This is a genomic window from Blastococcus saxobsidens (genome assembly GCF_010682065.1).
GTDB classification, from domain to species: domain Bacteria; phylum Actinomycetota; class Actinomycetes; order Mycobacteriales; family Geodermatophilaceae; genus Blastococcus; species Blastococcus saxobsidens_B.
In genome coordinates, this window is sequence record NZ_JAAGWG010000022.1 from 85730 (window position 1) to 102329 (window position 16600).

At 73.0% G+C, this 16600-nt stretch carries 17 protein-coding genes; all 17 read left to right on the plus strand.

Annotated features, from left to right (window positions below; translation table 11 throughout):
- The first annotated feature begins 9 nt into the window (after nucleotides 1-9).
- A complete protein-coding gene (locus GCU60_RS14155; RefSeq protein ID WP_163206294.1) occupies nucleotides 10-813 on the plus strand; it encodes a hypothetical protein in 804 nt (267 codons plus the stop codon).
- A complete protein-coding gene (locus GCU60_RS14160; protein ID WP_163206296.1) occupies nucleotides 803-2224 on the plus strand; it encodes an ATPase, T2SS/T4P/T4SS family in 1422 nt (473 codons plus the stop codon). Before GCU60_RS14155 ends, GCU60_RS14160 begins: the two co-directional genes overlap by 11 nt.
- A 38-nt stretch (nucleotides 2225-2262) precedes the next feature.
- On the plus strand, nucleotides 2263-3126 hold the full coding sequence (locus tag GCU60_RS14165) for a type II secretion system F family protein (RefSeq protein WP_239521195.1): 864 nt from the start codon (nucleotides 2263-2265) through the stop codon (nucleotides 3124-3126).
- Complete coding sequence (locus tag GCU60_RS14170; protein ID WP_163206300.1) at nucleotides 3123-4037, plus strand: type II secretion system F family protein; 915 nt, start codon at nucleotides 3123-3125, stop codon at nucleotides 4035-4037. Before GCU60_RS14165 ends, GCU60_RS14170 begins: the two co-directional genes overlap by 4 nt.
- Before the next feature lie 34 nt (nucleotides 4038-4071).
- The gene (locus GCU60_RS14175) at nucleotides 4072-4269 is read left to right on the plus strand and encodes a hypothetical protein (protein WP_163206302.1); all 198 of its coding nucleotides are present in this window, start codon (nucleotides 4072-4074) and stop codon (nucleotides 4267-4269) included.
- Nucleotides 4270-4357: 88 nt separating this feature from the next.
- Complete coding sequence (locus GCU60_RS14180) at nucleotides 4358-4741, plus strand: TadE/TadG family type IV pilus assembly protein (RefSeq protein WP_345770598.1); 384 nt, start codon at nucleotides 4358-4360, stop codon at nucleotides 4739-4741.
- A gap of 26 nt (nucleotides 4742-4767) precedes the next feature.
- Nucleotides 4768-5163 carry a TadE/TadG family type IV pilus assembly protein gene (locus tag GCU60_RS14185; RefSeq protein ID WP_345770599.1) on the plus strand — a complete coding sequence of 132 codons (396 nt, stop codon included), beginning with the start codon at nucleotides 4768-4770 and terminating at the stop codon, nucleotides 5161-5163.
- Nucleotides 5160-5600 (plus strand): TadE/TadG family type IV pilus assembly protein, encoded by a 441-nt coding sequence (locus GCU60_RS14190; protein WP_163206306.1) that lies wholly within the window; start codon nucleotides 5160-5162, stop codon nucleotides 5598-5600. Before GCU60_RS14185 ends, GCU60_RS14190 begins: the two co-directional genes overlap by 4 nt.
- A complete protein-coding gene (locus tag GCU60_RS14195; protein WP_163206308.1) occupies nucleotides 5597-8836 on the plus strand; it encodes a LysM peptidoglycan-binding domain-containing protein in 3240 nt (1079 codons plus the stop codon). Before GCU60_RS14190 ends, GCU60_RS14195 begins: the two co-directional genes overlap by 4 nt.
- A 48-nt stretch (nucleotides 8837-8884) precedes the next feature.
- Nucleotides 8885-9139 carry a helix-turn-helix domain-containing protein gene (locus GCU60_RS14200; RefSeq protein ID WP_163206310.1) on the plus strand — a complete coding sequence of 85 codons (255 nt, stop codon included), beginning with the start codon at nucleotides 8885-8887 and terminating at the stop codon, nucleotides 9137-9139.
- A 123-nt stretch (nucleotides 9140-9262) separates the two neighbouring features.
- Complete coding sequence (locus GCU60_RS14205; protein WP_163206312.1) at nucleotides 9263-9943, plus strand: hypothetical protein; 681 nt, start codon at nucleotides 9263-9265, stop codon at nucleotides 9941-9943.
- Nucleotides 9944-10237: 294 nt separating this feature from the next.
- Entirely contained in the window at nucleotides 10238-11110 is an 873-nt protein-coding gene (locus GCU60_RS14210; RefSeq protein ID WP_163206314.1) for a hypothetical protein, read from the plus strand.
- A 29-nt stretch (nucleotides 11111-11139) separates the two neighbouring features.
- Nucleotides 11140-11490 (plus strand): hypothetical protein, encoded by a 351-nt coding sequence (locus GCU60_RS14215; protein WP_236825268.1) that lies wholly within the window; start codon nucleotides 11140-11142, stop codon nucleotides 11488-11490.
- Complete coding sequence (locus GCU60_RS14220) at nucleotides 11490-12299, plus strand: hypothetical protein (RefSeq protein ID WP_163206318.1); 810 nt, start codon at nucleotides 11490-11492, stop codon at nucleotides 12297-12299. Before GCU60_RS14215 ends, GCU60_RS14220 begins: the two co-directional genes overlap by 1 nt.
- Nucleotides 12300-12384: 85 nt before the next feature.
- Nucleotides 12385-13902: a hypothetical protein gene (locus tag GCU60_RS14225; protein WP_239521217.1), complete on the plus strand. Its 1518-nt coding sequence runs from the start codon at nucleotides 12385-12387 to the stop codon at nucleotides 13900-13902.
- On the plus strand, nucleotides 13899-15413 hold the full coding sequence (locus GCU60_RS14230; protein ID WP_345770600.1) for an SCO6880 family protein: 1515 nt from the start codon (nucleotides 13899-13901) through the stop codon (nucleotides 15411-15413). The genes GCU60_RS14225 and GCU60_RS14230 overlap by 4 nt, the downstream gene beginning before the upstream one ends.
- Nucleotides 15410-16600, plus strand: a 1191-nt coding sequence (locus GCU60_RS14235; protein WP_239521196.1) for an ATP-binding protein, incomplete at its 3' end; no start/stop codon positions are given. The genes GCU60_RS14230 and GCU60_RS14235, both read left to right, overlap by 4 nt.

Here is a 16600-nt window from a genome sequence, read left to right on the forward strand (position 1 = left end):
GCGGCTGCCGTGTTGATCGCGCTGTGCTCGACCAAGGGCGCGCCCGGGGTGACCACCAGCGGCTTGGCGCTGGCGCTGTCCTGGCCGCGGCCGGTGGTACTGGCCGAACTGGACCCGGCGGGCGGGGACGTGCTGGCGGGATACGGCCGAGGTGAGTTGTCCGCTGGCGGGCTGGCCGACGTGGAGCTCGCGGCGCGGCGGGGCGGGCTGGCACGACACCTGGACAGCCAACTGCTGCGGCTCGACTCCGAGGGGCGGGCGCGGCTCCTACCCGGCCTGGCCGATCCTGCCGGCGCCCGACACGTGGACTGGGATCGACTGGGCGCCACGTTGGCGTCGGTGGAGGACGGCGCGGTTGACGTGATCGCCGACTGCGGTCGGTTGCGCGCCGAGCACTTCCCGGCCGCCGTCGTGCGGCGGGCTGCCGCCGTGGTCTTGGTCACCGGCTCGACGCTGCGTTCCGTACGTGCCGCGACGCAGGCGATAGCCGAGCTCCGCGGAGGGGACGGCCACGTCGGCAGGGTGGCCACGCTGGTAGTCGGGCCGGGTGAGCCGTACGGCGAGCGGGAGATCGGCGAGGCGCTCGGCGTTCAGGTCATCGGGTCGCTGCCGCGCGATGCCAAGGCGGCGTCGGTACTCAGTGATGGTGCGCCGGCCGGTCGGCTGTTCGCTCAGTCAGCGCTGCTGCGGGCTGCGCGGACGGTCGCGACCTGCTTGGTCGAGTTCGCCGCGGCGCACGAATCCCGGTTGGCACCACCGCCGGCGCCCGTTCCTTCGACAGCGACCACTATCGGGGGCGGCCGTGTCCGCTGACCTCGCCACCGACCACTTCGGCGCCGGGGCCGTGCCTCGCCGACGTGACGCGTCACCGGCCTCGGTGGACTGGGCGCTGGTGCGCCGACTGCACGAAGCGACGGCGACGGCGCTGGCCGCAGAGCTCAAGCGCCGCCCGACACTCAGTGCGGTGGCGCAGCAGGAGCTGGCTCGCACCCTCGTCCAGGACGGCGTCGATGAGCTGGTGCGCGAGCGGATGCGCGCGGGGCAAGCGGTGCCCACCCCGGAGGACGAACGGGCGATCGCCGAGGCGGTCTTCGCTGCACAGTTCGGGCTCGGCCGGCTGCAGCCCTACGTCGACGACCCGCTGGTGGAGAACATCGAGGCGCACGGGCACGACAACGTGTGGATCGGCTACGCCGACGGCCGCGACATCCGGGTCGACCCGATCGCGGACTCGGACGAGGACCTCGTGCGACAGCTGCAGCACATCGCCGCCCGGCTGGGCCGCGCCGAGCGGACACTCACCACAGCGAGTCCGCTGCTGACCATGCGGCTGCCGGACGGGTCGCGGTTGGCGGCGGTGATCGAGACCGTTCCGCGTCCGCAGTTGGTGATCCGCCGCCACCGGATCCGCAACGTCGACCTCCACGACCTGGTCGGCCTGCGCGCGATCGACCGGCCGCTGGCGGAGTTCCTCCGGGCGGCGGTGCGAGCGCGGAAGAACATCGTGGTCACCGGCGCGCAGGGCGCCGGCAAGACGCTGATGCTGCGGGCGCTCGCCAACGAGCTCCCGATCGAGGAGAGCCTGGCCACGATCGAGAAGCACTTCGAGCTGCTGCTGCACGAGCTCCCCGACCGGCACCCCCGGGTGGTGCCGTTCGAGGCCCGGGAGGGCACCGGCGAACGGGGCCCGGACGGCCGCCGCCTCGGCGAGGTGACGCTGACCGAGCTGGTCGAGCAGGCGCTGGTGATGAACGTGTCCCGGGTGTGGCTGGGAGAGGTCCGCGGTGAGGAGGCCTGGCCCCTCATCGAGGTGATGGAGGCCGGCGAGGGCGGGTCGTGCTGCACGCTGCATGCCCGCTCGGCACACCACGCGTTCGAGCGGCTGGCCAACTTGTGCATGCGCGGGCGCGTTGCGGTCACCCCGGAACACGCCTACCGGTCGTGCGCGTCAGCGATCGACCTGGTCGTGCACATCACCACCGTCGACGAACGGTGGATCGGGGGTGAGCGGCAGCGGTTCGTCAGCCAGGTCGTCGAGTGCAACGGCATCGGCGAGGGCGGTCGCCCGGCGGTAACCGAGGTTTTCGCTCCGGGACCCGACGGTCGGGCGGTTCCCGAGCACGATCCGGTCGACCTCCCCGACTACGTCCGGGTCGGCTTCGACCCCGGCTGGTTGCGCGTCGACCAGGGGCCTTGGGCCGGCACGATCGGGGGACGACGATGAGCGGCGCAGGTCTGCTGGCCGGCGTGTGCGGAGCGCTCTTGGTCGCCGGCCTGCTGCTGTCGGCGTACGCGCTCACCGCCCCGGAATCGCCGGCTCGGCCGCGGCGCAAGCCGCCTCCGATGGCGCAGGGCGACCGGCCGGCGGCACGGCGACAGAGGGCGCTGTGGGCGGCCGCCGCCGTGGCAGCGGCCGCCGTGTGGCTGGCCTCGGGCTGGCCGGTGGGCGGGGTGCTGGTCGGCCTGGCGGTGGTCGGCGTGCCGTGGCTGTTGGCGCAGTTCGCCGCCGGCAACGCCGCGGTGGAGCGGCTGGAGGCGTTGCAGGAGTGGGTGCGTCGCACCTCCGACGTACTGGCCGCGGGCGGGGGCCTGGAGCAGACGCTGATCCGCTCAGCCCGTACCGCACCCGCGCCGATCCAGGTGGAGGTGGACACGCTGGCGGCGCGGCTGCAGGCGCGCTGGCCGACGTCGCGGGCGCTGCTGGCCTTTGCCGACGATCTCGACGACGCCGCCGGGGACCTGGTCGTCGGCGCCCTGCTGCTCGGTGCGGAACTGCGCGGGCCAGGCCTGGCGCGGGTGCTGACCGAGCTGGCGGGAAGCCTGAGCGAAGAGGTCACCATGCGCCGCAAGGTCGAGGCCGACCGCGCCAAACCTCGCGCGAATGCCCGCTGGCTGCTGCTGATCACCGTTGCGGCGGCCGGCCTGGCGGCGCTGAACGGCGACTACCTGGCGCCCTACGGCACCGGGTTGGGGCAGCTGGTGCTGGCGGCCATCGCCGGGTTGATGGTCGCCTGCCTGCTGTGGATGCGCCGGCTCACCGTGGCCGTGCCGTCGACCCGATTCCTGGTCGATCGCGATGGCGGCCGGCGGAACAGTCTCGAGCCGAAGGAGGTGCCTGCCCGGTGAGCGGCACCCAGGCGTTGCTGATCGGCTCCGGCGCGATCGTCGGGCTCGGGGTGTTCCTGCTGCTACGCGCCGCACTCGTGGTCGAACAGCCGCAGCTGGCCGATGCGTTGGTCCGCCTGGACGGGCGCGCGGTACCCACACTGGTCGGACCGGTTCCGGCGGCGAGTGACCGGTGGGCACGGGCGGCCGGCCGCGCCGGCACCTGGGCCGCTGACCGGTTGCCGGCGACGGGGCGGCGGGCGCCGTCCCAGGCGTTGCGCTTGATCGGCTGGACGCCGGAGGGCTACGCCGCACGCAAGGTGGGCCTGGCCGCATTCGGCGCGGGCTTCGTGCCGCTGCTCACCGCCGTGCTCGGGACGGTCGGCGTCCGCATGCCAGTGGTCATACCGGTGGCCGGATCGCTGGCGCTGGCCGTCGTCCTCTTCTTCGTCGTCGACCTCGTCGTGCGCGATCAGGCCGCCGAGGCTCGCTCACAGGTGCGCCGGGCGCTGTGCTCCTATCTGGACCTGGTCAGCCTGCGCCGCGACGCCAGCGAGGGTCCCACCATCGCCCTGGAACGAGCCGCCGCGCTCGGCGACGGGTGGGTGTTTCAGCGGATCACCGACGCGCTGGTCGCCGCCCGGCTGGCCGGGGAGCCGCCGTGGGATGGGCTGCGCCGGTTGGCCGCCGACACCGGGGTCGGCGAGCTGGCCGACGTCGCCGACATCGCCGCGGTCGCCGCCGTCGAGGGCGCCTCGATCGCCCCGACGCTCCGGGCCCGCGCCCAGTCGCTGCGGGTGCAGCTGCTGGCCGAGGAGGAGGCGGCAGCCAACACCGCCAGCGAGAAGCTCACCGCTCCCGTCGCCCTGCTGTCGATCGCCTTCCTGCTGCTGTTTCTCTACCCGGCCCTGGCCCGACTCATGGCCACCTGACCTGACCCAGAACACCGACCTCTGAGGAAGTCCCATGATGCCCCTGATCACCACCCTGATGGCCCTGGGCTCAGACCTGCGCGAGCGGCTCCGCGATCTCCGCGACGAGCCGGAGCGGGGCTCGCTGTCGGTGGAGCAGGTGATCATCACGGTGGCGCTGATCGGCATCGCCGTCGCGCTGGTCGCGATCATCGCCAACGCTGTCACCTCCCGCTCGGCCCAGATCCAGTAGCCACCCCGTGGCCCGCTCCGCCAGCCCCCACGGCCCCACACCGCTGTCCCGGCTGTGTCATGCCTCTGGCCGCCGGAGCAGCGGCGTGGTGGGTCGACGGCTGTCGGGGGAGCGCGGCGCGGCGTCGGTTGAGCTGGCAGTCACGTTCCCCGTCGTGCTCCTGCTGGTCATGACGCTGATCCAGGCGGCCCTGTGGTTCCACGCCCGCTCGGTCGCCCTCGGCGCTGCTCAGGAAGGCGCCCGCGAGGGCCGGGTGCAGCCTGCCTCGACCGCGCGCGCCGAATCGGCGGCCGAGGGCTTCCTCGACCAGACCGCCTCCGACCTGCTCACCGGCCGGACCGTCACCGTGGCCGGCTCACCGACCAGCATCGAGGTGACCGTGACCGGCACCTCCATCAGTCTCTTCCCCGGCCTGTCCGGCTGGTCGGTCACCCAGAGCGCCGTCGGCCCCGTGGAACGGCCCACCCCATGAACCGCCGGGCAGTGGAGCGGGGTTCGGTGTCGGTCGAACTGGCACTGCTGGCCCCGGCGCTGCTCCTGCTGCTGTCCTTCGCCGTCGTCGCCGGACGCACCCAGATCGCCGAGGGCGCCGTCGCCGAGGCCGCTCGCGCGGCCGCCCGGGAAGCCTCCCTCGCCCGCGATCCCGCCACCGCCACGATGCTGGCCAGCGCGCAGGCGCAGCGGACCCTGACCGCCCAGGACCTGCGGTGTCAGAGCACCACGATCGACGTCGACACCGGCGGCTTCCAGGCGCCACCCGGCCAGCCCGGCGACGTCACCGTGTCGATCACGTGCGTCGTCGGCATGGCCGACCTTCTGGCACCCGGCCTACCGGGTTCTGTGACCGTTGATGCGACCTTCACCAGCCCCGTCGACGCCTACCGCGAACGATGACCCACGGACAGCGCCTTCGAGACCAGGATGCCGAGCGCGGGGCGCTTGGTGTCTTCCTCGCCGTCCTTGTCCCCGGCCTGCTGCTCATCATCGGCCTGGCCGTCGACGGCGGCGCCAAGGTGGCCGCCACCCAGCGCGCCAACGCCGTCGCCGACGAAGCCGCCCGCGCGGGTGGCCAAGCCCTCGACGTCTCCGCCGCTCTCGCCGGGCAGGTGCGGGTGGACCCGGCGGCCGCGGTCGCCGCCGCCCAGGACTATCTCGACCGCAACGGCGTGCAGGGCGCGGTGACGGTTGTGGACGGCGACACCCTGACGGTGACCACGACGATCACCGAGCCCACCGCCTTCCTCGGCCTCATTGGCATCCAGACCATGACCGTGGAGGGCTCCGGGACCGCCGACCTCATTACCGACCAGGACGCGGGAGCGGAGCCATGACCACTACGCCGCGGGCGCTGGACGTGCTACGTCGACTGCTCGCATTGCTCGTCTTGGTTGCTGCGGTCGCCGGCGTTCCGATCGGGCTGTGGCGGCTCGGCAGCGCCTACCTACCCGATGAGCTGCCCTCCGGGGCGCAGGTCACGGGCGCGTTGAGTGGGCCGGACAGCGGTGCAGTCTTCCTTGGCCTGCTCGTGGTGATCGGCTGGGCCGCGTGGGCGGTGTTCGCCTTGTCGGTGGCCGTCGAGCTCGCCGCCCAGTTGCGCGGACTCCCACCGCTGCGGCTGCCCGGCTTGGCGGCACCGCAGCAGCTGGCCGGGCTGCTCGTTGCCGCCGTCGTCGGCGTCGGGGGCGCGCCCCTGTTCGCCGCCCCGGCACTCGCCGGACCGCCCGTGGTCGCGGAGCAGCCGACCGACGAGCCGCCACCGATACCTTCCACCGCACCGGATGCCGAGCCTGCCGCGCCGGCCGAGCCTGCCGCGAACGGCCCCACCTACACGGTGCAGCCGCGCGACACCCTCGGCCGTATCGCCGCCCGCTTCCTTGGGGACTGGACGCGGTTCGAGGAGATCCTCGAGCTCAACCGCGGCCGGCCCCAGCCCGACGGCGCCGTCCTCACCGACCCGGGAATGATCCGCCCCGGCTGGGTCCTGGTCCTCCCATCCGACGCCACGCCTCCCGAGGCGGGACCGACCGCCGGCGAGGTGACGGTGCGGTCCGGCGACACCCTCGCCGACATCGCCGCGCTGCATGGCCTGGAGCACTGGCAGCCGATCTTCGACCTGAACGCCGGCGAACCGCTTCCCGGCGGCGGCCGGTTCACCGACCCCGACTTGATCCGACCCGGGCAGGTCCTCGACCTCCCGTCCGCCGGCCCGGAAAACTCCGGCCCGACGCCTCCGCCGGCCGCTTCGGAATCACCGGCCGAGGACGCGCCGCCGTCGCCGCTCCCGCCGCATGAGGCTGAGGCACCCCCGCCGACTGGGCCCCCGCCGACACCACCGGCCTCGATATCGGAGAGTCCGTCCGACGAGCAGGAGCAAACGGCAGTCGACACCGACAGCCGTGATGCCGATTCCGATGCCGACCAGTTCCCGTCGGAGCTGGCGGTTGTCCTCGCCGGCAGCGGCGCGCTGCTGGCCGCTGGCGTGGGCGCGACGTGGCTCGCCCATCGCCGGCAGCGGCAGCGCCGCCGGCGCCCCGGCCGACGGCTGGCCCCGGTGCCGCATGCGCTGTCGGCCACGCAGACGGCCGTGACTGCGGCAGCTGACGCGGGCACGGCTGACTACGCCGCGCTTGACCGCGCCCTTCGCAGCTTGGCTGTGCGGCTATCGGAGTACCCCGACGGACGTTTACCGGACGTCGTCGCCGCCCGGCTGGATGGTGGCCGCCTGAAGCTTCTTTTGGACGCCCCTGCCGACCGTCCCCCGCCCGAACCATGGACCGCCGACGACACCGGCCTGTGGTGGTCGGTGCAGCTCGATCAGGACATCAGCGTCGCTCCCGAGGTGGCCCGGGCACGTCTGGCCCCCTATCCGACCCTGGTCACTATCGGCACCGACGGCACAGATCGATGGCTGCTGGATCTGGAACGCATCGGCACGCTCCACGTCAGTGGGCCGGCCGAGCGATGTGAGGACTTCGTCCGGCACCTGGCTGCGGAACTGGCCGTCAACAGCTGGTCGGACTTGCTCACCGTCACCACCGTCGGCTTTGGCGAGGAGCTGGTCGACCTGGCGCCGCACCGCATCCATCCCGTGGGCACTGCCGCCGACCCCGCGCTGCACACCGCCCTGCGGGAAGCCATCGACCGGGACACCGATGACGTGCTGGACGGGCGACTGCGCGCCGGAGCCGGCGACGGCTGGATGCCTCAGATCGTCCTCACTACTCATCAGGCGCAGGACGGCGGTGAGCTGGCCGAGACCGCCGCCGTCCTGCGAGCCCGGGAGCGGCGTGCGGCGGTCGCCTTGGTGCTTGGTGTTGAGTCGCCCCAGGTCAGTGACGAGTGGCTGCTCACGCTGACCGACGACGGTTCGCTGCTCGTCCCGGCACTCGGACTGTCACTCCCGGCCCCAGCGCTGAGCGCCCAGCAGGGTTACGACATCGCCACCCTGCTGGCCTTCGAGCGCGATGCGATGGACGACGCCATCCCCGCATCCGACGGAAACCGGCCGTGGCAGATCCACACCGACGCCGCCGGCGCGCTGCTCGATGACGCGGCGGGGAAGGAGCCCGGCGACGCTCCGGACCGCGTGCCTCCGGCACGGCGAGCCCGCCGGCCTTCTGCTGTTGGCGCTGCACTCGGGCCGGTGCCGCCGGAGGACCGTCTCAAGGCTGCGGATGGCAACAACGGTCAGAAGACGCCAGGCGAGTCGCGCCCGACCGAGCTGCGTCAGCGGATCGAGGACGACCTCGAGCAACTTGACCGTGACGTGGCGGATTGGTGGTCACCGGATTGCGCCCGGCCACGGCTGAGCCTGCTTGGACCGGTCACCCTGCGCGCGCACGGCGACGAGCACGCCGTCGCCAGGTCCGGGCGGCGGCGGCGCTACGAAGAGGTGGTCGCCTATCTGGCCACCCGCTCCCACGGCGCCACCGCCGACGAGGCCGCCACCGCTTTGCAACCGGCCCGCGGCGGCAAGACCGACCCGGTCAGTGTCCGCGCCTACGTGCACCGGATGACCGCCGGTGCCCGAGCCTGGCTCGGCGACGACCCGGCGACCGGGGAGAAGCATCTGAGCTCCGGCTATCGCGGCCGGTACACGTTGACCGGCGTGCTCGTCGATGCCGACCTGTTCCGCCAGCTGCGGGCCCGTGCCGCCGTCCGCGGCGACGACGGCTTGCCCGATCTGCTGGCCGCACTCGAGCTGGTTTCCGGGCCGCCGTTCGCCCAGCGCCCAGCTGGCTACGAGTGGCTGGACGGACTGGATCTCACGCTCACCGCGGCCATCTGCGACGTCGCCCACCAGGTCGTCACCGCCGCCCTCGCCGACGACGACCTGACTTCGGCCCGCACCGCCGCGGCCACCGCCCTGCTCGTCGCGCCGGACGACGAGCAGGTGCTTCTCGACGCGATGTGGGTCGCCTACCTCGAGGGCAGCCGCGCCGAAGCCGAGACCTACGTCGCGCGCATCGTGGCAATCCACGACGGCGAGGACGAGATGGACCTGCCCATGAGCACCGCGGAGACCATCAACCGCGCCCGCCGGCATTTCCTCGACCGGGCCTCGTGAGGACAGGCCGCAAGAGGCGCACACAACGAGGGAGGTGTCCCACCAGCCATGCCGTACCCGCCCCGGCCGCAGCTGCGCCCGCTGCCCGCGTTCGCCGGGACCGCCCGCACCGGCACCGTGCCCGGCCAGCGGCTGCAGGCACAGCTGGAGGCGTTCGTCGTCGCGGAGTATTCCGCCGGCCGCTCGCTGCGGCAGATCGCCGAGCTGATCGACCGTTCCCCGACGGCGGTCCGCCGTGTACTCGACAAGCACGGAATTCCGCGCCGCGCTGTCGGCGCTCCCCGGCAGACCGGTCACACATGACTGCGTCCGCCGACTTCGGAACGGCACGCTCCGCTCCCGAGCAGAACAAAACCCCGGCGATGTGGCCGAGGCCAGGGATCGTTCCGGGGTCTTCGCCGTCGAGTCTACGGGGACGGGTCTGACATGTCCACGCCTCCACCCGGAGATGGGCAATCGTCGGATGCGACCGACCAGCCCTCAGCGACCGCGCTGCTCGTCGAACGCCACCTGTCCGCGCCCCGTCTGGCCACCTACGTGCGCGCCACCGGTGGGGACCTGGACCGTGCGGTCAAGCTCTACCTGTGGAATGCGGCGGTCGCCGGTGCGCTGTGGGAGGTCCTCGGCCACGTCGAGGTCGTGCTGCACGACGCTCTGACCGCTCGTCATCAGCGGCTGGACAGGGCCGGGCAGTGGTACGACGACCCCGCCCGAGAGCTCTCCCAGCACGCCCGCGACGACATCAGCCGAGCCAGGCAGCGGCTGCAGCGGGCCGACGCCCCGCTGCTGCCCGGCAAGGTCGTCGCCGAACTGGGGTTCGGATTTTGGCGGTTCCTGCTCGCCCGCCGCTACACCGCCTCCCTCTGGCCGGCGCTGCGACCCGCCTTCCCTTACCTGCCCGGATCCGATCGGCGCCTGCTGGAGGCGCCGGTCGCCCGGTTGCACGTCCTGCGCAACCGCGTGGCCCACCACGAGTCCCTGCTGACCGAGCCGCTGGGCGACCGCTACACCGACATTCTCGACGTCGTCGGATTCGTCCACCCGCAGCTGCGCAATTGGCTTGACACCCACAATCGCCTGCTGGCCACGCTCGCCCAGCGGCCCTGACCGGAACCGGAGCGCGCAGTTCGGACGGTACGCGGCGTCGGTTCTCCCGTAATCCTCCAGTAGTTCGCCAGCGGTCAGCCCACCGTCACCACCGCTGCGCGCCGCATGCCTGCCCTCGCCAGGAGACCTTTGTGCTGTAGCTGACTGGAGAACTACAGGAGGTTGGAGCGCAACGGTCGGCGCATGCAGACCGCAGCCCCGCGTCGGGGATCGAGGAGCGGCCGAACGAGCCGTGACCTGTCGTCGACGTCGTTGGCGATCGCCAACGACGTGCGTCCTTCTGAGGATCGACCGATGACGGTCGAGGCGCTGCGCGCGGCCGTGATCGCGATCCGCGCGGGGATCTTCGACGAGGTCAGCGGTGACGATGTCGCCTGCACAGGCCAGGCGTCCGGCGCTGCGGTCGCCGGCCGCACCTACCGGTCAGCTGCCGGTCCGCGTCCTTGGGTGGCAGCAGATGCCGGCGGTCCCGTCGTCCTGGTCGTGGCCGGTCACGCCGGGGCCGGCGCTTCGACGGTCGCGTTGGCGGTCGCCGAAGTGCTGGCGGAGAGCCGGCAGGTCCAGCTGATCGACTACGCCGAACCGGTCCGGTCGGGGCTGACGACGGCCTCGACCATCGAACTGGGCACGGACGGCGTCGGCTGGCGACGCGGCCGGCGCGGCCGACTCGACGTGGTCCGCCTCGCCCGCCCAGGCGACGGCGAGCTCCCGCCGCCACCGGAGACCGACGACACCCATCGGCTGATGGTGGTCGATGCGGGCTGGTCGCTGACCACCGCGCTGCTCGACACACCCGGATACCTCACCCAGGGCGCGAACGTCGTCGTCACCCGGGTGACGGTTCCCGCGGTCCGTCAGACGGAGCACGTGCTGGCCGCCGCCGACGGCGAGCCGGTGGTCGCCGCGGTCGGCCCGGCGCGATGGCCGCGGGCGGTGGAGGCCAGCTGCGGACCACGACTGCGTGAGCTGCGGTCGCGGGGGCGAGTGGTCCAGGTTCCGCTCGACCGCCGACTGGAGACCGCCGGTCTCACCGGCGACCAGCTGCCGAAGCCGGTGGCGGCCGCTGGCCGCGCCATGGCCGCGCTCCTGGTGCCGGCCGCGGAACCGCAGCCTCGCCATTGGCGCCGAGCAGCCCAGTCCCGGAACGGCCCGAAGGGAAGCCGATGAGGAGCGGACGCGGGACCGCGCCTGCGGCGGTGCGGGCAGCGTTTGCCGTCGTGCTCATGCTCGCCGGGATGCTGGTGCTGGGCGCCGGGCCGGCGACGGCGGCGCCGGTGGAGATCACCGCGGCGGTCTGCCCGGAGGCGCCGCCGGGGATGCAGGCCTTCGCCGACGACGTGACCGCCTGGGTGAAGTGGGGCGTGCTGGCGCTGATCGGCATCGGCGCGGTGATGTCGCTCGGCTCCATCCTGGTGGGGCGGATCTTCTCCCATCCGCACGCCTCCCGGTACGGGGCGATGGGTGTCGCGGTGGTGGTGATGGTGGCCATTACCTACACGGTGATCCTGACGATCCTCGGCTCGATCACCGGCAGCGGGTGCACCTGATGGGCCGCCGTCAGAGGCACCAGGCGAGCGGTGCGGCGGAGTGGGGTCCGGCTCGGCTGCTGACGCTTCTCGTGGTCAGCGCCCTGGTGGCGCTGGCGGTGCTGGCCGGACTGGTCCTCGCCGTCATCACAACGTTCGCCGACGACGACCCTGCCCCTGCCGGGGCCGGACCACGGGTCGCCGCTCCGGCAACGGACATGTCCCGGCAGGATGCGCTGGCCGCCGCTCCCATGCCGCCCGCCGAGCCGGAGGCCGCGCTGCCCGGCCCGCTGGCGACCGAGGCAGCCGGCGTGATCGAGCTGCCACGGCCCACCGGCATCGGTCCGGCAGAGGTGCCCACCGGCTTTCCCCGCACTCCCGAGGGAGCGATGGCCCAGCTGGCGGCGATCGATGTGACCGCGATGGAGAGCGGATCGGTCGACGGCGTGCGTCAGGTCATCGCAGAGTGGGCCGCACCGGGCGGCCCCACCCCCGAGACGTGGTCCGGGGTGGACGGGATGGCGCGGCTGTTATCGGCCGCCGGTCTGTCGAGCGCCGGGTCGCCGCAGCTGGCCATCGTCGTCCGCCCGCTGATGGGGCTGGTCAAGGGCACGGTGGGGCCGGACTTCGCGGTGGTGTGCGTGGACTTCGAGTTCACGGTCACCGTGGAGCAGACCTCTCGGATCGCGATCGCCGACTGCCAGCGCATGCAGTGGACCGGCGACCGCTGGCTGATCGGACCCGGGCCGGAACCAGCCCCGGCGCCCTCGGTCTGGCCGGGAACCGAGGCCGCGGTCGCGGCCGGCTACCGGGAGCTGCGCTATGTCTAGGCCCTCGCTCGGAGGGCGCGGCGGGCCGATGCCGCCGCGTGTGCTGGTCGTTGTCTTCATCCTGAGTGCGCTGGCTTGGGTGGCGATGGCCTCTTCGGCGTCTGCCGACTCGACGGTGCTGGCGTTCCCGGCCGAGCCGGCCGGTGACGACGGGGTGCTGTCGTGTCTGCCGCTCAATCCGTTCTGCGTGCTCGGCGAGGCCGCCGGTGCCGTGGTCGCCGACGTGTGGGTCAACGCCATGCTCTCGCTATGGGGCGCCGGCCTGTGGCTACTGGGCCTGGCCTTCTCGGTGATCGACGCCCTGGCCACTCCGGACCTGTCCGCCGACGGACCGCTGGCAGCGGTGTATCCGGTGACCTTCGGCATCGGCGCCACCGTGGCCGCGCTGATGGCGCTGGTGCAGCTGGGCGTCGCGGTGGTGCGCCGGGACGGGCAGACCCTGGGGCGGCTGTTGGTCGGTCTGCTGCAGTTCGGGCTGGTATGGGCTGGCTACGTCAGCGTGGCCGCACTGCTGGTCACCGGCGTCTCCGGACTCACCACCGCCCTGCTGCGCAGCCTGCTGGGCATCGATGACATGGCTTCATTCGACCTGTCGATCAGCGTGGGCCGTGACCTGGTCGACGGCGCGGTCGCCACCGTCCTGGGCGTCTGCTCGATCTTCCTGCTGGTGCCGGCCAGCGTCGGCTTCCTGCTGCTGATGCTGGTCCGCGAGGCGGCGTTGATCGTGCTGGCGGCAACGTCGGCGATCTCGGCCGGCGGGCTGCTGGCGCAGACGTCGAGCTCTTGGTTCTGGCGCAGCCTGCGCTGGTTCCTTGCCGCGCTGCTGGTCGCTCCGGTGGCCGTGCTCGTCCTCGGGGTCGGAGTCACCATCACCGAGGGCATCGTCACCGGAGCCGAGGAGACGAGCACCGAGCAAGCGGTCGGCATGGCGGTGGTCGGCTGTCTGCTGATCCTGCTCGCCGCGATCTGTCCGCTGGCGTTGTTCCGGCTGCTGGCCTTCGTAGACCCGGGAACATCCAGCGGCGCGTCGCTTCGTTCCTCGCTGGCCGCCTCCGGCGGCGTGATGGGCGCGCTGGGCAATCTCGGTGGCCGGGGTGGTGGACGGGCCGCGGGGGCCGCGGCCGTCGCGGCCTCCGGTGGGGTGGCCGCCTCGGGTGCCGCAGCCCAGCTGGCCGGGGACCGAGCGCAGGGTGAGTCGACCGCGGACTCCGCTACGCAAGGCCGGTTCGCCGGCGTGCTGCACGGACTCACGGTTGGCACCGCCCAGGCGGGCCGGCTGGCCGCGGGGGTTGCCGCCTCGGCAGCTGACGTGCTCTCCGGCGCCGGGATCGGGCACTCCGCGCACTACTACGGACCGCCGGTACCCGGCCCGGCTGCTACCGGTTTCAACGGACACGGCGGAGCAGTGCCCGGCTCGGTGGGAACGGGTCGCTCAGCGCGAACGGAGGACGGCGACCTGCCGCCGGGTGCCGCAACTCGGGCCGCCTACGGGTCGACGGGCATCGAACGAAACGACAGCCCGGCCGACCGGGGTGATGCTGCCCCTCCGGCTCCCCGGCCACCTCGTCGAGACGACGGGCCTGCCGATGGAGGTGCGCGGTGAGCGTCCACCGCTACGGCGACTACTCCCGCGACGTCTCGGGCTGGTTCCTCGGGATGACCGGCGCCCAACTGGCCCTGGTGGCGCTCTCCGGAATGCCGGCGCTGCTGGCGCTGAACGCCCAGGCCTGGGGGCTCTTCTTCGGCTGGCTGCCGGTGTGGGCGCTGCTGGCCGCGGTGCTGCTGGTGCCCGTCCGGGGCCGCGCGGCCGGCCGCTGGTTCACCGACCTGCTTCTGCACGCGATCGGAGTCCTCATGGGATGGACGGCATTCGGCTCACGCGCTGCCGCGGGAACCGCCGACGACGTGGCCGAGGCGGATCTGCCCGGGGTACTGGCCGGCATCCGTACCCATGACGGGCCGCCCTTCGGGCAGTCGTTCGACCGCCCGGTGATCGTGCAGGACTGCACGGCACGCACCTGGGCCGCGGTCGCCCGAATCACTCATCCGGGCATCGGGCTGGCCGAGCCGGGTGAGCGGGACCGGATGGGCGCCGGGCTGGCCGAGCTTTGCGAGCTGACCGCCCGCACCGAACTCGTCGACCTCCTCGCCGTGCACGTGCGGAGCGTGCCCGACGACGGCGCTGAGCGCGCTGCCTGGGAACGCGCGCACACCCGCGGCGAGGCGCCGACATTGGCCACACGTGTGAACGCGCTGCTGGGCGCGATGCTGACCCCGGCGGCAGTGCGCACCGAGGCCTTCGTCACCGTTGTCGCCGGCGAAAGCCGGATCGCTCGCGCCGCGAAAGAAGCCGGCGGCGGCGTGGACGGCCGCGCCCGAGTGCTGCACGGAGTGATGGCCGAGGTCGAGGCCGCACTGCGCGGCCCGGTCGGCTGCACCGCGGTGTCCTGGCTGGACTCCTCTGCACTGGCCGCCGCTGTGCGTACCGGCTTCGCTTCCGGCGACCGCGGCCAGCTGGTCGCTGCTGGCCTGGCCGCCGCGTCCGGGCAGCGGTTGGCCGCCGGGGTGCCGATGGCCGCCGCAGGCCCCACCCAGGCCCGAGCCGAGGTACGGCACTACGTGCACGACGCCTGGGCGTCGGTCACCGACACGATCCTGCTGCCCGACCAGGGGGCGGTGCTCGGCGCGCTGGCGCCGGTTCTGGTGCCGACCACGGCGGGAGAGCGCCGCTGCCTGACGGTGTTCCTCGCCCCGCTGCCGCTGGAGCGGGCCACCCGGATGGTGGGCCGGGAGGAGATGAGCGCCACCACCGGCAATGAACTGCGCGCCCGGATGGGCTTCCGGCAGCGGGCCCGCCAGCGCCGGCAGACCGAGCGAATCGGTGCCGCCGACGAGAAATTGGCCACCGGCCGGGCACTGGTTCGCCTTGCCGCCGCCGCCTGCGTCACCGTGCCGGCGTCCTGGCCGGTGGCCGAGCACGGACGCAGGTTGTCCGCCTCCATTCGCGCCGCCGGATTCGTGCCGCTGCGGCTGGACCTGGCGCAGGATGCTGGTTTCGCTGCCGCCGCCATTCCCCTCGGCGTGGGCCTGCCGAACCGGCGGGGACGACGATGACTCGCCGCCATTCCCGCCGCGGGCGCGATGTCGCCGTCCTGCTCGATGACTTCGGCCACCGCCTGCCCACCGCTCTCCCCGCACCGGCGGCGCCCCGCGAGCGGGGGCCGTTTCCCGTCCTGGTGCCCCGCCGCGGCCCCCGCGGCCGCGGCCGGGGCCGGGCCGCGACACCGGCGCCGCTGTCGGTGTGGCGGATGACGTCGGAGCAGACTCCGGTGGCGTGGCCGCTGATCCCCACGCCCGGCTTGCCACCCACCGGCGCACAGATGGGCATCGATCTGCTGTCCGGAGGGACGTTCTACTGCGACCCGGTCGGCTGGGTCACCGACGACGCCATCCCGGTCACCAATCCCAACGTCGTCGTCTTCGGCAAGCCCGGCCGCGGCAAGTCCGCCACCGTCAAAGCGTTCGCGCTGCGGATGCTCGGCTACGGCTACCGCACCCTGATCCTGGGGGACACCAAGGACGAGTACGAACCGCTGTGCCGCGAGCTGGGGGTGGAGCCGTTGGTCATCGGCTCGGGCCTACCCGCCCGGGTCAACCCATTGGCCTTCGGCCCCCTCGGCTACCGCTGGGAGCACCTGGACGCCGCCGAGGCGCGCCGCCGTGAGGCGATCATCTTCGCCCGCTGGCTCGTGCTGCTGCGCGGCCTGGTCGGCTCCCAGAACGTGCCGTTCGGCCCGGTGGAGGAGACCGCCGTCGGGGAGGCGCTGCGCCTGCTCACCGGCTACCGCAGCGCAGCAACCCGGCTGACCGAACCCACGATCCCGCAGTTGTGGCGGGCGCTCGACGAGCCTCCCGACGAGTTGGTCGCCGGCTGCCGGTACGCCGACCGGCGGCACTTCCTCGACGCCACCCGAATCCTGCGTGACGCCCTCGGCGCTCTGGTCAAGGGTTCCCTGGCCGGGTTGTTCGATGACCACACCAGCATCGACGTCGACTGGCGCGCGCCGATCCAGTCGCTGTCGCTGTCTCGGCTGGAGCCGCTCGGTGATCAGGCCGTCGGCATCGCACTGACCTGCCTCAACTCCTGGGGTCAGGCGATGCGCGAGATCGCCGACCCCGGCGACCTGCGCATTGTCGTCCGCGACGAGACGTGGCGGCAGATGCGCCTAGGGCGTGTCTCCCAATCTCGGGGCCTGCGTGGTCGAGGCTGGGCGGGTGAGTCGTTTTCGGGCGTTGACCGA